The organism is Mixta intestinalis (genome assembly GCF_009914055.1).
In the GTDB taxonomy this organism is placed as follows: Bacteria; Pseudomonadota; Gammaproteobacteria; order Enterobacterales; family Enterobacteriaceae; genus Mixta; species Mixta intestinalis.
Genome location: NZ_CP028271.1, coordinates 2,808,252 through 2,823,743 on the forward strand (window position 1 = coordinate 2,808,252; position 15,492 = coordinate 2,823,743).

Annotated in this window: 13 protein-coding genes; 7 read left to right on the forward strand and 6 right to left on the reverse strand. The window is 54.7% G+C overall.

The window, feature by feature from the left end; translation table 11 throughout:
- Complete coding sequence (rppH, locus tag C7M51_RS12940; RefSeq protein WP_160622163.1) at nucleotides 1-528, reverse strand: RNA pyrophosphohydrolase; 528 nt, start codon at nucleotides 526-528, stop codon at nucleotides 1-3.
- A gap of 335 nt (nucleotides 529-863) precedes the next feature.
- Between rppH and C7M51_RS12945 the strand changes: the two genes are divergently transcribed.
- The 5 genes from C7M51_RS12945 to C7M51_RS12965 all read left to right on the forward strand — a co-directional run bounded on the left by C7M51_RS12945 (nucleotide 864) and on the right by C7M51_RS12965 (nucleotide 4,232).
- A complete protein-coding gene (locus tag C7M51_RS12945; RefSeq protein ID WP_160622164.1) occupies nucleotides 864-1,031 on the forward strand; it encodes a hypothetical protein in 168 nt (55 codons plus the stop codon).
- A 183-nt stretch (nucleotides 1,032-1,214) separates the two neighbouring features.
- A complete protein-coding gene (gene mutH, locus C7M51_RS12950) occupies nucleotides 1,215-1,898 on the forward strand; it encodes a DNA mismatch repair endonuclease MutH (RefSeq protein WP_160622165.1) in 684 nt (227 codons plus the stop codon).
- 67 nt (nucleotides 1,899-1,965) lie between these two features.
- Nucleotides 1,966-2,676, forward strand: a complete 711-nt coding sequence (locus tag C7M51_RS12955; protein WP_160622166.1) for a TerC family protein — start codon at nucleotides 1,966-1,968, stop codon at nucleotides 2,674-2,676.
- 138 nt (nucleotides 2,677-2,814) lie between these two features.
- Nucleotides 2,815-3,030, forward strand: a complete 216-nt coding sequence (locus tag C7M51_RS12960) for a YgdI/YgdR family lipoprotein (protein WP_160622167.1) — start codon at nucleotides 2,815-2,817, stop codon at nucleotides 3,028-3,030.
- A 161-nt stretch (nucleotides 3,031-3,191) separates the two neighbouring features.
- Entirely contained in the window at nucleotides 3,192-4,232 is a 1,041-nt protein-coding gene (locus C7M51_RS12965; RefSeq protein WP_160622168.1) for an NADP(H)-dependent aldo-keto reductase, read from the forward strand.
- A gap of 79 nt (nucleotides 4,233-4,311) precedes the next feature.
- On the opposite strand, the gene lplT is transcribed toward C7M51_RS12965, so the two are convergent.
- From lplT to C7M51_RS12985, 4 genes are all read right to left on the reverse strand, one after another.
- The gene (gene lplT, locus C7M51_RS12970) at nucleotides 4,312-5,511 is read right to left on the reverse strand and encodes a lysophospholipid transporter LplT (protein ID WP_160622169.1); all 1,200 of its coding nucleotides are present in this window, start codon (nucleotides 5,509-5,511) and stop codon (nucleotides 4,312-4,314) included.
- Complete coding sequence (aas, locus tag C7M51_RS12975) at nucleotides 5,508-7,649, reverse strand: bifunctional acyl-ACP--phospholipid O-acyltransferase/long-chain-fatty-acid--ACP ligase (protein ID WP_160622170.1); 2,142 nt, start codon at nucleotides 7,647-7,649, stop codon at nucleotides 5,508-5,510. The genes lplT and aas overlap by 4 nt, the downstream gene beginning before the upstream one ends.
- A 313-nt stretch (nucleotides 7,650-7,962) precedes the next feature.
- Complete coding sequence (locus C7M51_RS12980; protein WP_160622171.1) at nucleotides 7,963-9,681, reverse strand: penicillin-binding transpeptidase domain-containing protein; 1,719 nt, start codon at nucleotides 9,679-9,681, stop codon at nucleotides 7,963-7,965.
- Nucleotides 9,682-9,861: 180 nt separating this feature from the next.
- A complete protein-coding gene (locus C7M51_RS12985; protein WP_160622172.1) occupies nucleotides 9,862-12,141 on the reverse strand; it encodes a molybdopterin-dependent oxidoreductase in 2,280 nt (759 codons plus the stop codon).
- 184 nt (nucleotides 12,142-12,325) lie between these two features.
- On the opposite strand from C7M51_RS12985, the gene galR reads away from it, so the two are divergent.
- Entirely contained in the window at nucleotides 12,326-13,327 is a 1,002-nt protein-coding gene (galR, locus tag C7M51_RS12990; RefSeq protein ID WP_160622173.1) for an HTH-type transcriptional regulator GalR, read from the forward strand.
- Between the two features lie 186 nt (nucleotides 13,328-13,513).
- Entirely contained in the window at nucleotides 13,514-14,266 is a 753-nt protein-coding gene (locus C7M51_RS12995) for an SDR family NAD(P)-dependent oxidoreductase (protein ID WP_160622174.1), read from the forward strand.
- 107 nt (nucleotides 14,267-14,373) lie between these two features.
- Here C7M51_RS12995 and C7M51_RS13000 read toward each other — a convergent pair whose 3' ends face one another.
- Nucleotides 14,374-15,396: a DUF3472 domain-containing protein gene (locus C7M51_RS13000; protein WP_208852098.1), complete on the reverse strand. Its 1,023-nt coding sequence runs from the start codon at nucleotides 15,394-15,396 to the stop codon at nucleotides 14,374-14,376.
- Between the last annotated feature and the right edge of the window lie 96 nt (nucleotides 15,397-15,492).

Below are 15,492 nucleotides of genomic sequence, written 5' to 3' on the forward strand. Positions count from 1 at the left end.
TTAACCTCTCTTTCGTCGATAAGCAGGCGTATTGCGCTGCGTTGCACTCTCCTGCATGGGCATCACGACGCTGGCAAACTCTTTCATTACGCGGCGATAAACATCACGTTTGAAAGAGACGACCTGGCGGACCGGATACCAAAAGCTGACCCAGCGCCAGCCGTCAAACTCCGGCGTGCTGCTGGTTTGCATGTTGATATCGGCGTCATTGCTTATCAACTGCAGAAGAAACCACTTCTGTTTCTGGCCGATACACACCGGCTTCGTGTCCCAACGCACCAAACGTTTTGGTAACTTATAGCGTAACCAGTTACGGGTAGAGGCAAGCAGGCGAACATCTTTACGGTGTAGTCCCACTTCTTCAAAGAGCTCACGGTACATCGCCTGCTCTGCGGTTTCTCCAGGATTGATACCGCCCTGAGGAAACTGCCAGGAGTGCTGTCCGAAGCGCCGGGCCCACAATACCTGTCCCTGCCTGTTACAAATAACAATACCAACATTTGGGCGGTAGCCATCATCGTCGATCACGGGACTACCTCAAACTGAAATTCAGATAGTCTGATTGTTTCATACTCCTTACAGGCGGTAAACCACTGCTTGTGGCTGTGCATAACGCATAACATTGGGATAACTCACAGATTTCATCATAGTTATAAACAGGAACTGGGTAAAACAACCGATTTTATTCACTTTTTCTGTGGATAGCTTTGTGCAGAACATGGTAAACCAGCGGGAAAAACCGTAAAAACATCTGTGACCAGGTTCAAAGATCCTTAGCTTAATTGGTTGTTTATAAAAGTAATAGCCCATCATATCAACCTTTCCGGTTATCGTTAACAGCTTCTACTTAGCGGAAAGATCCTTTGCTGGTGAAAGATCAATCAGCGGCGTTTTTATCCACAGAATATGCCATAAAGTTACGCACAAAATGCGCTGACCCAGTAAAAATCGGCTCCGTCAAGGCTGTAAATGAAACCAGTATTGGCAAAATGGGTGAGTTATCCCATATTTCTGTGGATAACTACCTGTAAGATCCTGTTCATTGTCGGTGACAATGTGGGTAAAACGCCCATGAACACCAGGCTGTGTATCGGCAGGTCTGATAAAAAATCAAGGCTAATCATGCTATTATTTTTGCGCCGTTTCCTCTGCACCACCGCGCTAAATGTGCAAAATGGGTGTGGTTATTTTTTGAGCAATTTATGGATGCCGGAATGGAGCTTCAATTCTTAGTCACACCGCCGCAAGATGAAGCGACGCTGCTGGCGCGCGCGCAGTCGCTGGCAGGCTATACGCTGGGTGAGCTGGCGCAACAGGCGGGTATCGCCATACCTGCCGATCTGCGGCGTGATAAAGGCTGGGTAGGCATGCTGCTGGAGATGCACCTCGGCGCCAGCGCAGGCAGCAAGCCGGAGCGTGATTTTGTCCACCTTGGCGTGGAGCTAAAAACCATTCCGGTTGATGCGCAGGGGCGACCGTTAGAAACCACCTTTGTCTGCGTCGCACCGCTCACCGGCAACAGCGGCGTCACCTGGGAGAGCAGCCACGTGCGTCATAAGCTGGCGCGGGTGCTGTGGATGCCGGTAGAAGGCGATCGCTCCATCCCGCTGGCGGCGCGGCGCGTCGGTGCCCCGCTCCTCTGGAGCCCGACACCGGAAGAGGAAGATCTGCTACGGCGCGACTGGGAAGAACTCATGGATATGATCGTGCTGGGCCAGGTAGAGCGCATCACCGCCCGCCATGGCGAGGTGCTGCAAATCCGGCCAAAGGCGGCCAACAGCAAAGCCCTGACCGAAGGTATTGGTGAGCACGGTGAGCCGATCATGACGCTGCCGCGCGGCTTTTATCTGAAGAAAAGCTTCACTGCCCCGCTGCTGGCGCGTCATTTTTTGCTTTAACATTTTCCCAGGCTAAAGGCGGTGCGTATAATCACCGTTTACTTTTCGTTTAGGATGCGATGTTACAATGCTCGACTGGATTGCAGATCCCAATGCCTGGCTGGCTCTCGGCACCCTGACCATTCTCGAAGTGGTGCTGGGCATCGATAATATTATTTTCCTTTCGCTGGTGGTTGCCAAACTGCCGAAAAATCAGCAAAACAGCGCACGCCGTCTCGGCCTGATGGGCGCGATGCTGATGCGTCTTGCCCTGCTTGCCTCTATCGCCTGGATAGTTAAGTTAACCCAGCCGCTGTTCACCCTGCTCGATCACCCGTTTTCCGCCCGCGATTTAATTTTGCTGGGAGGTGGGCTGTTCCTGCTGTGGAAATCAAGTATTGAGATCCATGAAAGTATTGAGGGAAATGAAGAGGAGCATAAGACCAACGTTCACTCTTTCGTCGGCGCTATCGCCCAGATTATGGTGCTGGATATTATCTTCAGTCTCGATTCGGTTATTACCGCCGTTGGTCTGTCCGATCACCTGATTATTATGATGGCCGCAGTGGTGATCGCCGTGGGCGTGATGATGTTCGCGGCAAAAGCCATCGGTGAGTTTGTTGACAGCCATCCGTCGGTAAAAATGCTGGCGCTCTCCTTCCTGATTCTGGTGGGCTTTACGCTGATTCTGGAAAGCTTTGATATTCATGTGCCAAAAGGCTACATCTATTTCGCCATGTTCTTCTCAATGGCGGTAGAGTGCCTCAACCTGATCCGCAGTAAAAAATCAGCGCAGTAGCACCTCCCTTTACCATCCGGCCCAGGCCGGATGGTTATTCAGTAGTTAACTTTTCGGAATTGTGCGATTAATGCCGGGCTGCCAATGTTTTATTACTACACTGTTTAGTTGAGTTAAACAGGCGGGAGAAAACTGGCAATGAGATGGATAACTGGCGCGGCTACCGCAGCAATGGTGATGGTATTAAGCGGTTGCAGCAGCAATTATGTTATGGCGACGAAAGATGGTCATATGATCATGACCGATGGCAAACCGCAAATTGATAAAGAAACCGGGCTGGTTAAGTATACGGATCAGGCTGGCAATGAACTGCAAATTAACGGCGATGAGATCTCCTCTATCATTGAACGTTAGTTAACCGTAAGCGCCCAGCGCGGCGCTTATCGCCCTAATAGTATCATTCTGCTCTTTCCCCTCTCTTCGGCGCCCGCTATAGTCGCAACAGCGCGCCGCGCTTTTTTTGTGCCAACGGCGCCGCCAAGATTCTTTTCATAACGATAAAAGGAAGCCGGCAAATGCACTATCACCGTATCCCTCATAGTACGCTGGAAGTCAGCCAGCTGGGCCTGGGAACCATGACGTTTGGTGAGCAAAATAGCGAAGCCGACGCCCATGCACAGTTAGATCTGGCCATTCATTGCGGTATCAATTTTATCGATACCGCGGAGATGTATCCGGTTCCACCGCATCCGGCAACGCAGGGGTTGACCGAGCGTTATATCGGTAGCTGGTTAAAAGCGCGCGGCAACCGCGATAAAATCGTGCTGGCAACAAAAATCGCCGGCCCCTCACGCGGTAGCGATTCCGGTATCCGCCCCGCTCAGGTGCTGGATCGCAAAAATATTCGTATCGCCGTGGAAGACAGCCTGAAGCGTCTGAATACCGACTATATCGACCTTTATCAGATTCACTGGCCGCAGCGCCAGACCAACTGTTTCGGGAAGTTAGGTTATCAATATACCGATACCAGCGTGCCGGTTACGCTGCTGGAAACGCTGGAAGCGCTGACGGAGCAGGTACGCGCCGGGAAAATCCGCTATATCGGCGTCTCAAATGAAACCCCGTGGGGCGTGATGCGTTATCTGCAACTGGCGGAAAAACATGAGCTGCCGCGCATCGTTTCAATCCAGAACCCCTACAGTCTGCTGAACCGCAGCTTTGAGGTAGGCCTGGCGGAAATCAGCCAGCATGAAGGTGTTGAGCTGCTGGCCTATTCCAGCCTCGCCTTCGGGACACTAAGCGGTAAATACCTTAACGGCGCACGCCCCGCTAACGCCCGCAATACGCTGTTCAGCCGCTTTACCCGCTACAGCGGCGAGCAGGCGCAACAGGCTATCGCTGAGTATGTCGATCTGGCACGCCAGCACGGACTCGATCCGGCGCAGATGGCGCTGGCCTTTGTACGTCAGCAGCCCTTCGTTGCCAGCACCCTGTTGGGCGCAACCACGCTTGAACAACTGCAAAGTAATATCGATAGCTATCAGCTAACGCTGAGCAGCGAGATACTGGAAAAGCTGGAAGCGATTCATCGCCGCTATACTTATCCGGCGCCTTAAAACAGAACCGCCGCCAGAAACTGGCGGCGGCAGGTATATCGCGCGGGCATAGTTACCCGCGCTTAGGTTATCCCTTTTCTCAGCGGCGTTTTTGCATCAGCTGCCAGCCCCAAAGAATGGCAATCGCCAACGCAAACAGCACGCCGAAGCCCACACCCGTGGCTACCGGTGGCGCACCCAGCTTAATCGCCAGCGAATAGAGCCCCAGCATCAGCAGCATGGCGCTGTTTTCACCGAGGTTCTGCACCGCAATAGCGTTACCTGCGCCCACCGTCTGCTTGCCACGTTCCTGCAACAGCGCATTAAGCGGCACCACAAAGAAACCGCCCAGCACACCAATTGCCACCAGCAGCATATAGGCATTGATCTGCGTATGTTGCAGGGCAAAGATCGCCACCACGATACCGATCAGCACACCGGCAGGCATACAGCGCCCAACGGTTTTCAGCGTCACCAGCTTAGCCGCCGCCGCCGCGCCGATCACAATCCCAACGGCCACCATCGCATTCAGCAGCGTCGGCGTTTTATTGTCGGTTATGCCCAGCGCCACCGGCACCCACAGCACCAGCAGGAAGCGCAGCGTCACGCCTGCCCCCCAGAACAGACTGGTACCGACCAGTGAAAAGCGGGTTTCACCGTTACGCCACAGCAGCAGCGCAGCGTGGAAAAAGCTGCGCACCATTGCCAGCGGATGCCAGCTCTGGCCTGGACGCGCCGCCGCCAGCTTCGGAATAGAAATATTAGCAATCACCGCCAGCGCATAGGTGACAACGCAGGCACCAAGCGCCGCCAGCAGGCTCCAGTCAGCCAGCACGCCGCCCGCAACCGAACCGAGCAGAATGGCGGCGATAGTGGACGCCTCCATCAGGCCGTTAGCCTTAACCAGCTGCTCGCCATCGGCGATCTCACCGAGAATGCCATACTTCGCCGGTGAATAGGCGGCGGCACCAATACCCACCAGTGCGTAGCCGACAAAAGGATCGAGCCCGACACAGATGGTCAGCGCGCCCAGCAGCTTCAGGCCGTTTGCCAGCATCATGACGCGCCCTTTGGCAAAGCTATCGGCCATCTGTCCGACAAAAGGTGCCAGCAGGATATAGGTGGCGACGAAAACCATCTGCAATACCGGCTGACTCCAGTCGGGATAGTGCTGGTTTTTTAGCACCGCCAGCGTGGCAAACAGAAGCGCGTTATCGCCAAAGGCGGAGAAGAACTGAGCGACGATAACCGCCACCATACCGCGCGACATCAGGGGTGAGCCGTTACCGGTCATATTCATTCATCCACCATTTTTTTCAACGTGACGAAATCGGGTTTCCCGCTGCCCAGCAGCGGCAGCTGCTTCAGAAAACGAATATCACGCGGCACCGCCAGTTCCGCCGCGCCCAGCTCACGCGCCGCCTGCTGTAGGCGATCGCGTTGCAGCTCGTTATCGGTAGTAAACAGCACCAGCGCTTCGCCTCGGTTGCCGTCCGGTTTGATCACGGCGGCATGCTGTTTCTCCGGCGACGCCTTCAGCGCGATCTGCTCTACCGCCTCCAGCGAAACCATCTCCCCGGCAATTTTAGCGAAGCGTTTTGCCCGTCCCTGAATCTGACAGAAGCCGCCTTCATCAAAGCTGACAATATCGCCGGTGTCATACCAGCCAGGCTCCATCACACCTTCGCCGTTATCCGCCATCGGCGGCTCCAGCTCGCCGGGACGCTCCACGCGCAGGTAGCCTTTCATAATGTTAGGCCCGCGCAGCTGTAAGCGCCCGCCCTGCTCGATACCGGGCACAGACATCAAACGCGAATCCATACCCGGCAGCAGACGCCCAACGGTATGCGGCCTCGCCGCCATCGGCACGTTGATCGCCACCACAGGCGCACATTCGGTCACGCCGTACCCTTCCAGCACGCGGATACCAAAGCGATCCTGATAAATCTGCCGAACGCCTTCCTGTAATTTTTCCGCGCCGGCCACCACATAGCGCAGGCGAGCAAAATCGTAAGGATTAGCGAAACGGGCATAGTTACCGAGGAAAGTTGAAGTACCAAACAGCACGGTGCAGTTACGGTCATATACCAGTTCCGGCACGATGCGGTAATGCAGCGGGCTGGGATAAAGGAAGACCTGCGCGCCGGTGATTAATGGCGTGAACAGCCCAACCGTCAGGCCAAAGGCGTGAAACAGCGGCAGCGAGGCCATAAAACGATCGCGCGGCGTAAAATCTGCTACCGTGCGAATCTGCTCAACGTTTGCCAGCAGGCTTTTATGGGAGTGCACCACCCCTTTAGGGTTGCCTTCGGAACCGGAAGTAAACAGCACCATCGCCGCATCTTCCGCCTGCTGCGGCAGCATCGCACAACGCGGCACCAGCAGATGCGCCAGAATCCACAGCTTATCCTTCGCGTCCAGGCTGTCTTTCAGATCTTCCAGATAGATCCACTGCACCTGCGGAATCCCCTGCGGCAGGTGCCAAAGGTTACCTTTATCCAGAAACTGCCGCGAGGTGAATACGGTTTTGATCTGCGCGGCGGTGACGGCGCTGGTCAGGCCGCTAACGCCTGCGGTGTAGTTCAGCATCGCCGGAATGCGTGCGCGCAGGGTAGCGCCGAAGATAGCGGCGGCGGTTACCGTGGTATTGGGCAGCAGCAGGCCGACATATTCGCCACGCTGCGTATGGCGCTCCAGAATACGCCCTACGCCCAGCGATTTTTTCAGCAGCCCGGTGTAGCTGTCAGGGGCGAAACTCACGTCTTCAATACAGGGTTTAAACCAGCCGTAACGCGTGCGGGCATTAACCAGCGCCTCAAACAGTGTCTCGCGCGGACGCACTGCCATACGCGCTTCCATCATAATATGATGCAGATGCTCACCCGCCAGCTCCCGACGATCGCGTGCGCGTGGCGCATCGGGCATCGGAACCAGCGTAGGCGGCAGCACTGTCAGGGTAATACGCGGAAACAGACGACGCTTAAACACGCCGCCGAGACGGCCGAACGGCGTAAATTCCGCGCCTTCAATACGCATCGGTACTACCGTCGCCTGCGATTTTGCCGCTACAAATCCGGCACCGCTGTAGATTTTCATCAGCGAGCCGGTAACGGTAATTCGTCCTTCCGGAAAAATTACCACCGGACGTCCTTCATTAAGGATGCGCACCAGGTATTTAATCGACATAGGCCGGGTGGGATCGAGTGGTACAAAATCCACCAGCGGCTTAACCAGGCGCATAAACCATTTATCACTAATATCAGAATAAACGGCGAATACCGGCCTGACCGGCAGGAACAGCGCCAGCAGTATGCCATCCAAAAAAGAGGCGTGGTTGGGCGTAATTAACACCTTCTCTTTATGCAGCCCGGAGAGATCGCCGCGTAGCTGCACGCGCCACAGCAGTCGAAACAGAAGACGAAACAGGTTGAAAAACATGCCAACTCCTTAGCAGTTAAAATCTGGCTATAACCATGCAGCAAAGAAAGGTTGAACTCAACGCTAACCAATGAAAAATTTATGCCTCGTGGTGCGGCAGATTACTTGCCGCTGCGAAAAAATAGTTTATTGATTAATAGATGAATTTTTTAATAATTCTGATTTAATTGATCGGTATTGCAATAAATGACCGGACGTTGAGCAGATAAATAACGTGTTGGAGAGCAGGAAGAACGGGATAAAAACCATAGCGTAAATTTAATGATCAAACGGCTACATAAAAGCGTCTCTCTTATATAGCCGTCATAACAGGTTAATGCACGCCGCTAACCAGCGCATCGGGCGCAATATTCATATGTTTCAGCACCGGTCCCATAATATTACCGAAGACTGGCGCAGCGACCGATCCACCGAAGTGATCGCCCGCGGTAGGATGGTTAATCATTACTACCAGCGCTACCTGCGGATTACTGGCTGGCGCGATGCCGGCCGTATAGTTGACGTAACCACCATCATATTTCCCGCTGCTGCCCATTTTCTCTGCGGTCCCGGTTTTTGTCGCCAGCCGATAGCCCGGCACCGCCGCACGAATACCGGTGCCGCCGGGCAGCACGTCGCTTTCCAGCATATGCACCACCGTTTTAACCGTTTCCGGGTTCGCCACCTGTTTCCCCATTACCGGCGGCGTCACTTTAGTAATAGAGAGCGGGCGATAAATACCAAAGCTGCCCAGCGTGGCGTATTCACGCGCTATCTGTAGCGGCGTAACGCGCAGACCGTAGCCAAAGGAGAAAGTGGCGCGTTCGATATCCGCCCAGCGCTGACGGTGCAGCGGAAAATAACCGACGCTCTCCCCGGTCAGGCCAAGCCCGGTAGGTTTGCCAAGGCCGAAAGCGTGATAGGTATTCACCAGCGCCTCTGCGGGCATCGCCAGCGCAATATGCGATACGCCGATGTCGCTCGATTTTTGCAGAATGCCGGTCATCGTCAGGCGTGGCCAGTGGCCTACGTCACGAATCAGGTGACCATTCACGCGATAAGGCGTGGTATCCAGTACCGAGTCGGGGCGCACCAGCCCGCGCTCCAGCCCTTCCATCACCACCAGTGGCTTCACCGTTGAACCGGGCTCAAAGCTGTCGTTGATCGCCACGTTGCGCATCTGCGCAGGCGAGACGTCAGCATAGTTATTTGGATTGAAAGAGGGATAAGAGGCCATGCCGAGGATCTCCCCGGTATCGATTTTTACCAGCACTGCCGCGCCGGAGTCTGCCTTATTCAGCAGAACACCGTCGCGCAGCTTGCTGTAGAGCGTGTATTGATCGAACTTATCGATGCTGAGCTGTACCGTTGGCGGCTGTTTCGGCGGCTGATAGTCGATCATGGCAATAATGTTGCCTTCACGATCCTGACGATATTTCTCTATGCCCGGCTGCCCCTGTAATACTTTGTCATAGCCCTTTTCCAGCCCGTTCAGGCCGGTATTATCGGCACCGACGATACCGATCAACGGTGCCGCCGCCTCGCTCATTGGATAAAAACGGCTGTCGTTATAGACCGTACTGATGCCCTTCAAATGAAGCTGGCTGATATCTTTCGCGATACCCAGCTCAATTTTTCGTCCCAGGTAGAGGAAACGTCGATGCGGATTGGCGGTAATCTGCTGCGCTATCTGCTCCGGACGCTCGTTCAGCGCGTTGGCGAGATACTCCCACTTGGCGCTGGTAAAAACCGGGTTCGCTTCCAGCACGCGCTGCGGATCGGCAATAATGTCACGTGAAGGCACGCTAAGCGCCAGGGTTTCGCCGTTACGATCCAGCAGGGTGCCACGGTTAGTAGGAATGGTTACCGTGCGTAGCGATCGCTGATCCGCTTCACGCTCCAGCATGGGATGATTAATCAGTTGTAGATCGGCGACACGGGCCAGCAGAACGCCTAAACAGGCTAATACGCCCAGGCAGATCAGACGAAAACGAAAAGGATTAAAAGGCGCTTTTATTTGGTCTTTACCAAGAAACTTCTGTATGCGGGGCATGTCCATGACCTTACGTCAGGCAAAAAAAACCTGCGCATCTGCGCAGGTTGGTGTAATCAATAAAATTTGTTGATGCTCACCCATCAATACCTCTGGGACTAAGAATGTAGCAAGGGGCACCGCCGCGCCGCTATCAATCATTCGCAACAGTTACCCGCAAAATGTAACCAGCTATGTGATTTATCGCTCATTTTGCAATGATTGCCACGATCTGACCTCGACCAGACAGGACATGGCGTTCGGCCCCTGGGTTAACAATGAGGTACCGATATCGAGCGTCAGAACATTGGGATTCCCGGCACGATCTCTCGGCTGCCACCGTTCACCGAAGCCAGGATCGAACCAGGCCCCGGTTGAGGTCACCACCACGCCAGGCGTCAGGCCCTCATTAAGCTGCACGCCTGACAGCATTCTGCCGCGTTGGTTATAGACCTCAATGACATCGCCATGATGAATGCCGCGCGCAGCGGCATCGTCAGGATGCATCCACAGCGTTTCATGCCCGGCGGTTTTGTTATTTTGCACGTTTGCCGTGGCGTCCAGCTGACTGTGCAGGCGGTCGGCGGGCTGTATGCTAATCAAATGCAGCGGAAACTCGCTGGCCAGCTCGCTGCCCAGCCACTCCTGCGGCGTGCGCCATTCCGGATGTCCGGCCATATCCTCCAGTTGATAATCAGCAATCGTCTGGCAAAACAGCTCTATTTTACCGCTGGCGGTGGCGATGGGATTGGCCTGCGCGTCGGCGCGAAAATCAGCCATGTAAACGTAATCATCTTTGCCTGTTGGCACTTCCACATAGCCGCGCTGCCAAAACGTTTCAAAGTCGGGCCATGTCACGCCCTGACGCTGATGAGCGGCAGCGCACCGTTGATAAAGATGGGCGATCCACTGCATCTCGTTGCGATTTTCGGTGAAGCGGTCGCGATAACCAAGCCGCTCCGCCAGGTCAGCAAAGATATCGAAATCGTTACGCGCCTGATGCTGCGGCGCAATCGCCTGATGCATCGCAAAGACAAAGCGATCGCGGGACGAGCCGCCGATATCGTTACGCTCCAGCGTGGTGGTCACCGGCAGCACGATATCCGCCATCTGAGCCGCCGGTGTCCAGACGATATCCTGCACAATCACCGTATCCGGGCGCTGCCAGCCCTCAACCAGCCGGTTAAGCTGTTGATGATGATGGAAGGGGTTGCCGCCCGCCCAGTGCATCAGGTGGATATCGGGATAGCGATGCGTTTCACCCTGAAAGTGGTATTCCGCACCGGGGTTCAGCAGCATATCGCAGATGCGCGCCACCGGGATCGCCAGCCCGGCGGGATTAGCGCAGGCGGGCAGCTGCGGCGCGGGCGTATCGATGCGCGGGTTGCCGACGCTGTTCATCGAGCCATGCCCAAAAGAGAAGCCTGCCCCTGGCAGGCCCGGCTGCCCCAGCATGGCGGAGAGCGCAATCATCATCCAGTAGGGCTGTTCGCCGCGATGGGCGCGCTGTACCGCATAAGAACAGGTGATAAAACTGCGTTTCCCCATCAGCTGGCGCGCCAGTTCAACGATGCGTGCCGCAGGAATACCGGTGATCGCGCTGGCCCAGGCGGGCGTTTTCGCCACGCCGTCGCTTTCTCCCAGCAGGTAAGCTCGCAGCTGCGGATAGCCGACGCAGTGGCTCTGTAAAAAATCATTATCCGCCGCGCCCAGCCGCTCGATCTCGTAGCCCAGCGCCAGCATCAGCGCCACGTCGGTATTGGGGCGAATAGCGATCCAGTCGGCTTGCAGAAAATCGGGACAATCGTCGCGCATGGGGCTGACATTAATGATCCGAGTTCCCTTCGCCGCCAGCTGCGTCAGCGCCGGTTTAAGCGTGTGCTCGCCTGCCCCGCCGGAGGCTACCTGGGCATTTTTCAGCGCCAGGCCGCCGAAGGCCAGTACTACTTCAGCATGGTCAATTACGCTTGGCCAGTCGGTCACTCGGCCCGTCAGCGGCATATAGCTGCCAATCACGTATGGCAGAAAGAACTGCGCTGCGCCCCAGCTGTAGTTACCCAGCTGATCCACCCCGCCGCCACCGCTGAAATAGAAGCGCCGCACCAGGCTACGGGCATGGTTTACGCGCCCCGCCGATGACCAGCCATAAGAGCCGGTAAAAATACCGCTGGCACCATAGCGATCGCGCACGCGCCGGTTCTCTTCCGCTATCAGATCGAGCGCGGTTTCCCAATCCACGGCGACGAAATCTTCCCGCCCACGCAGGCTGCGATCGCTGCTCTCACGCTTTTTCAGCCATGACCGACGCACCATCGGCTGACGAATGCGCTTATCGGAATAGACCAGCTGGGGAATACTTTGCAGCATCGGCGACGGATCGCTGTCGGCAAAGAAAGGTTCACAATCGATCAGACGTCCCTGCTCCGTTACGGCGCTGAAAGCGCCCCAGTGGGCCAGGTGCGGTACTTTTTTTATGGTCATGGCAGAAGATCGGGCAGGCAGTCAAAAAACAGTCGGCTATGGTAACGTGCCGGGAACGCAGATGAAAAGGGTAATATTCAGCGCGCTTTGCGACGAGTATGGCATTCTGTCTGGTTGAAGTTGCAGGACTTTTCCGCAACACTTTGCCTATATGTAAACGTTTACCCTGGAAGGTGCTCTATTCATGGCTACGATAAAGGATGTCGCCAGACTGGCGGGTGTATCTGTTGCTACCGTTTCACGCGTTATTAATCACTCTCCCAAAGCCAGTGAAACGTCCCGTCAGGCGGTTTTTAGCGCGATGGAAGCGCTACAGTATCACCCTAACGCTAACGCACGAGCGCTGGCGCAGCAATCAACGGAAACGCTGGGGCTGGTAGTGGGTGACGTCTCCGATCCCTTTTTTGGCGCAATGGTAAAGGCGGTTGATGAAATCGCCTGGCAGACCGGCAACTTCCTGCTGATCGGCAACGGTTATCATAATGAAGAAAAAGAGCGGCAGGCAATTGAACAGCTCATGCGCCACCGCTGCGCGGCCCTGGTTGTGCATGCCAAGAAGATCCCTGACGAAGAGCTGGAAAAGCTGATGCAGCAGATGCCGGGCATGGTGCTGATAAACCGCTCCCTCCCCGGCTGGCAGCATCGCTGTATCGCGCTGGACGACCGCTATGGTGCCTGGCTGGCAACGCGCCATCTGATTCAGCAAGGTCACGACCAGATCGCCTGGATCAGCTCTACCCACACCATTTCCGACGCGGAAGAGCGTCTTCAGGGCTATTACGATGCGCTGCGTGAGCATAATCTGCCGTGTAACGATCGCCTGGTCGCCTTCGGCGAGCCGGATGAGATTGGCGGCGAGCAGGCGATGACCGAACTGCTGGGACGCGGCAAGAACTTTACCGCGGTGGCCTGCTACAACGATTCGATGGCAGCGGGCGCGCTGGCGGTATTAAGTGATAACGGTATCCGCGTGCCGGAGGAGATGTCGTTAATCGGTTTCGATGATGTCCTGGTATCGCGCTACGTGCGCCCGCGGCTGACAACCGTTCGCTATCCAATTGTCACTATGGCACAGCAGGCGGCGGAACTGGCGCTGGCGCTGGCGAATAATCGGCCGCTGCCGGAGGTGACCCATACCTTTAACCCAACGCTGGTTCGCAGGCATTCGGTTAGCGCTCCAGGATAATCAATACGCAACTTTCACCGACGTTAATGCTGTTCGCATACAGCCACTAATGACACGCTATGCAAACTGTGGCGAGACGCTATGTTACGGTTGGCCGTTCTGGACGTTGAAATTTTGCTTCAAGTATCATAAACCCGGGCGCGTGGGATGGTGCCTGGCAAGCCAACCGTAATGTGGGATCGATTTATGACAAAGAGATTTAAGAATAAAGTTGCGATGGTAACCGGTGCGGGTTCCGGCATTGGCGCGGCGATTGCGTGCCAGCTGGCAGCAGAAGGTGCCCATGTGATAGTCGCAGATTTAAATGAAGAGAACGCCACCAGAGTGACAGCAGAAATCACCGAGGCTGGCGGTATCGCCGTTGCGGTTCGCCAGGATGTCAGCGATGCGCAGTCAGTTGCCGATTCTGTCGCGTTCGCGCTGGAGCAGTTTGGTGCGCTGCATTATGCGGTTAACAATGCCGGCATCGGCGGCGGCAATGCGCCGCTGGCGAACTACAGCCTGGACGACTGGCACAGCGTAATCGGTGTTAACCTTAACGGCGTATTTTATGGCCTGAAATACCAGATTCCGGCCCTGCTCCGCTCAGGCGGCGGATCGATTGTGAACGTGGCTTCAATTCTTGGCACCGTCAGTCGCCCTAACTTTTCAGGCTATGTCGCCGCCAAGCATGGCGTTATCGGTCTGACCAAGTCTGCGGCACTGGAATATGCTTCACAGGGTATCCGCATTAACGCTGTGGGGCCGGGCTATATTGATACGCCGTTGATTTCACCGCTGGAGAAAGCGCAGTACCGCGGGCTGGTAAGCCAGCATCCCATCGGGCGGCTCGGACGCCCTGACGAAGTAGCCGCACTGGTATTGTTCCTGTTATCCGATGACGCCTCGTTTATTACCGGCAGTTTTCATCTGGCCGAAGGCGGCTATACGGCACAATAGTTCGATATGCAAACAGGCACATTTAGCGGGATAAAATAATACCGTCAATCCACTGTTTATCGCAGGCGCATTGACGGTATAAGAAGTTTACTGGCTATCAGGGCTGTTTATTTTTGTTCGATAAGTTTCCAACGGCTACCGTCAGACATATACATTAGCTGTTGTCCCTTACTCACTTTCGTGATTCCACCATTCACGTAAATGGATGAGTCATAGCTGGCGCGGTGATCGATAAAAATAGATTTCCACTTAAGCGCTGCGGGCTGTGGAAAATAGATTCGCGGTGACCAGATCCCGTCCTGAGAGCGAATAGCGGCTAAATTAACTTTGCTCAGCGCATCAGAAATGGTTTTCTCTTTCAGTTCACTGCCGTTAACGATGGTTATTTTAGGCACGTTTGGCGACGCCATTGAATCGAGATGGCTGACCGTATTGATGCAGGCCTCGCTATTACAGGCGGCTTGCACCACATAAGCATCCTTACAGTTGCCGTAGGTATAGCTACTCTGTTTCGCTTTTGTTCTGTCATCGCCTATTGGATTCATAAAGACGGAGCTTTGTGCGCCCATCGCATAACAGGAAGAAAGCTGGCCGTTGCCCTGTGAATACTCTTCAACAAAGCCGGAGGATGAATATAGTTTGCCAAAAGTAGCTGGTACTTCAATAACGCCAACGGTGGTGGTGGTGCCGTCCATCATATCGGTAACCATACCGGTAACCAGGTTTCCGCTTTTTGTGACGTCTATTTTATATACATGCCCGGTTTTCCACGGTACAACAACCTGACACTGCACGCCGGAGCCTTCATGATCGAAATATTGGCAGGTGTTGCTTTTCCAGCCTTTTGCTTTCCAGATAGAGAAATTAAAGGCATGAACGCCATTCCCCCGATTCTGTAAACCAATATAACCACCGTCTCCCTGTTTCAAAAAGAACTGGTTCGCCCAATAATAGTGAGAATCCTTTCCACCATCGTTATTTACCTGCTGAAAGAAAGTAAGCTTATTAAACGTTGAATTAGCAGGCCATGTGTGTTGAATCGAAACAATCCCACCGGCGACCACCGCGTAGCTCAGCGGGCTAAACATAAATAATAAAGGGAACAGCAATGCCTTCCTGATGTTACTCATAATTAATTCCTTTAATTAGATAAACCTGTCATGGATAAATTTATTTCTCACTACTGCACCAGCAGCAGTTGGGCCAAATAATATTTAACCGAATTG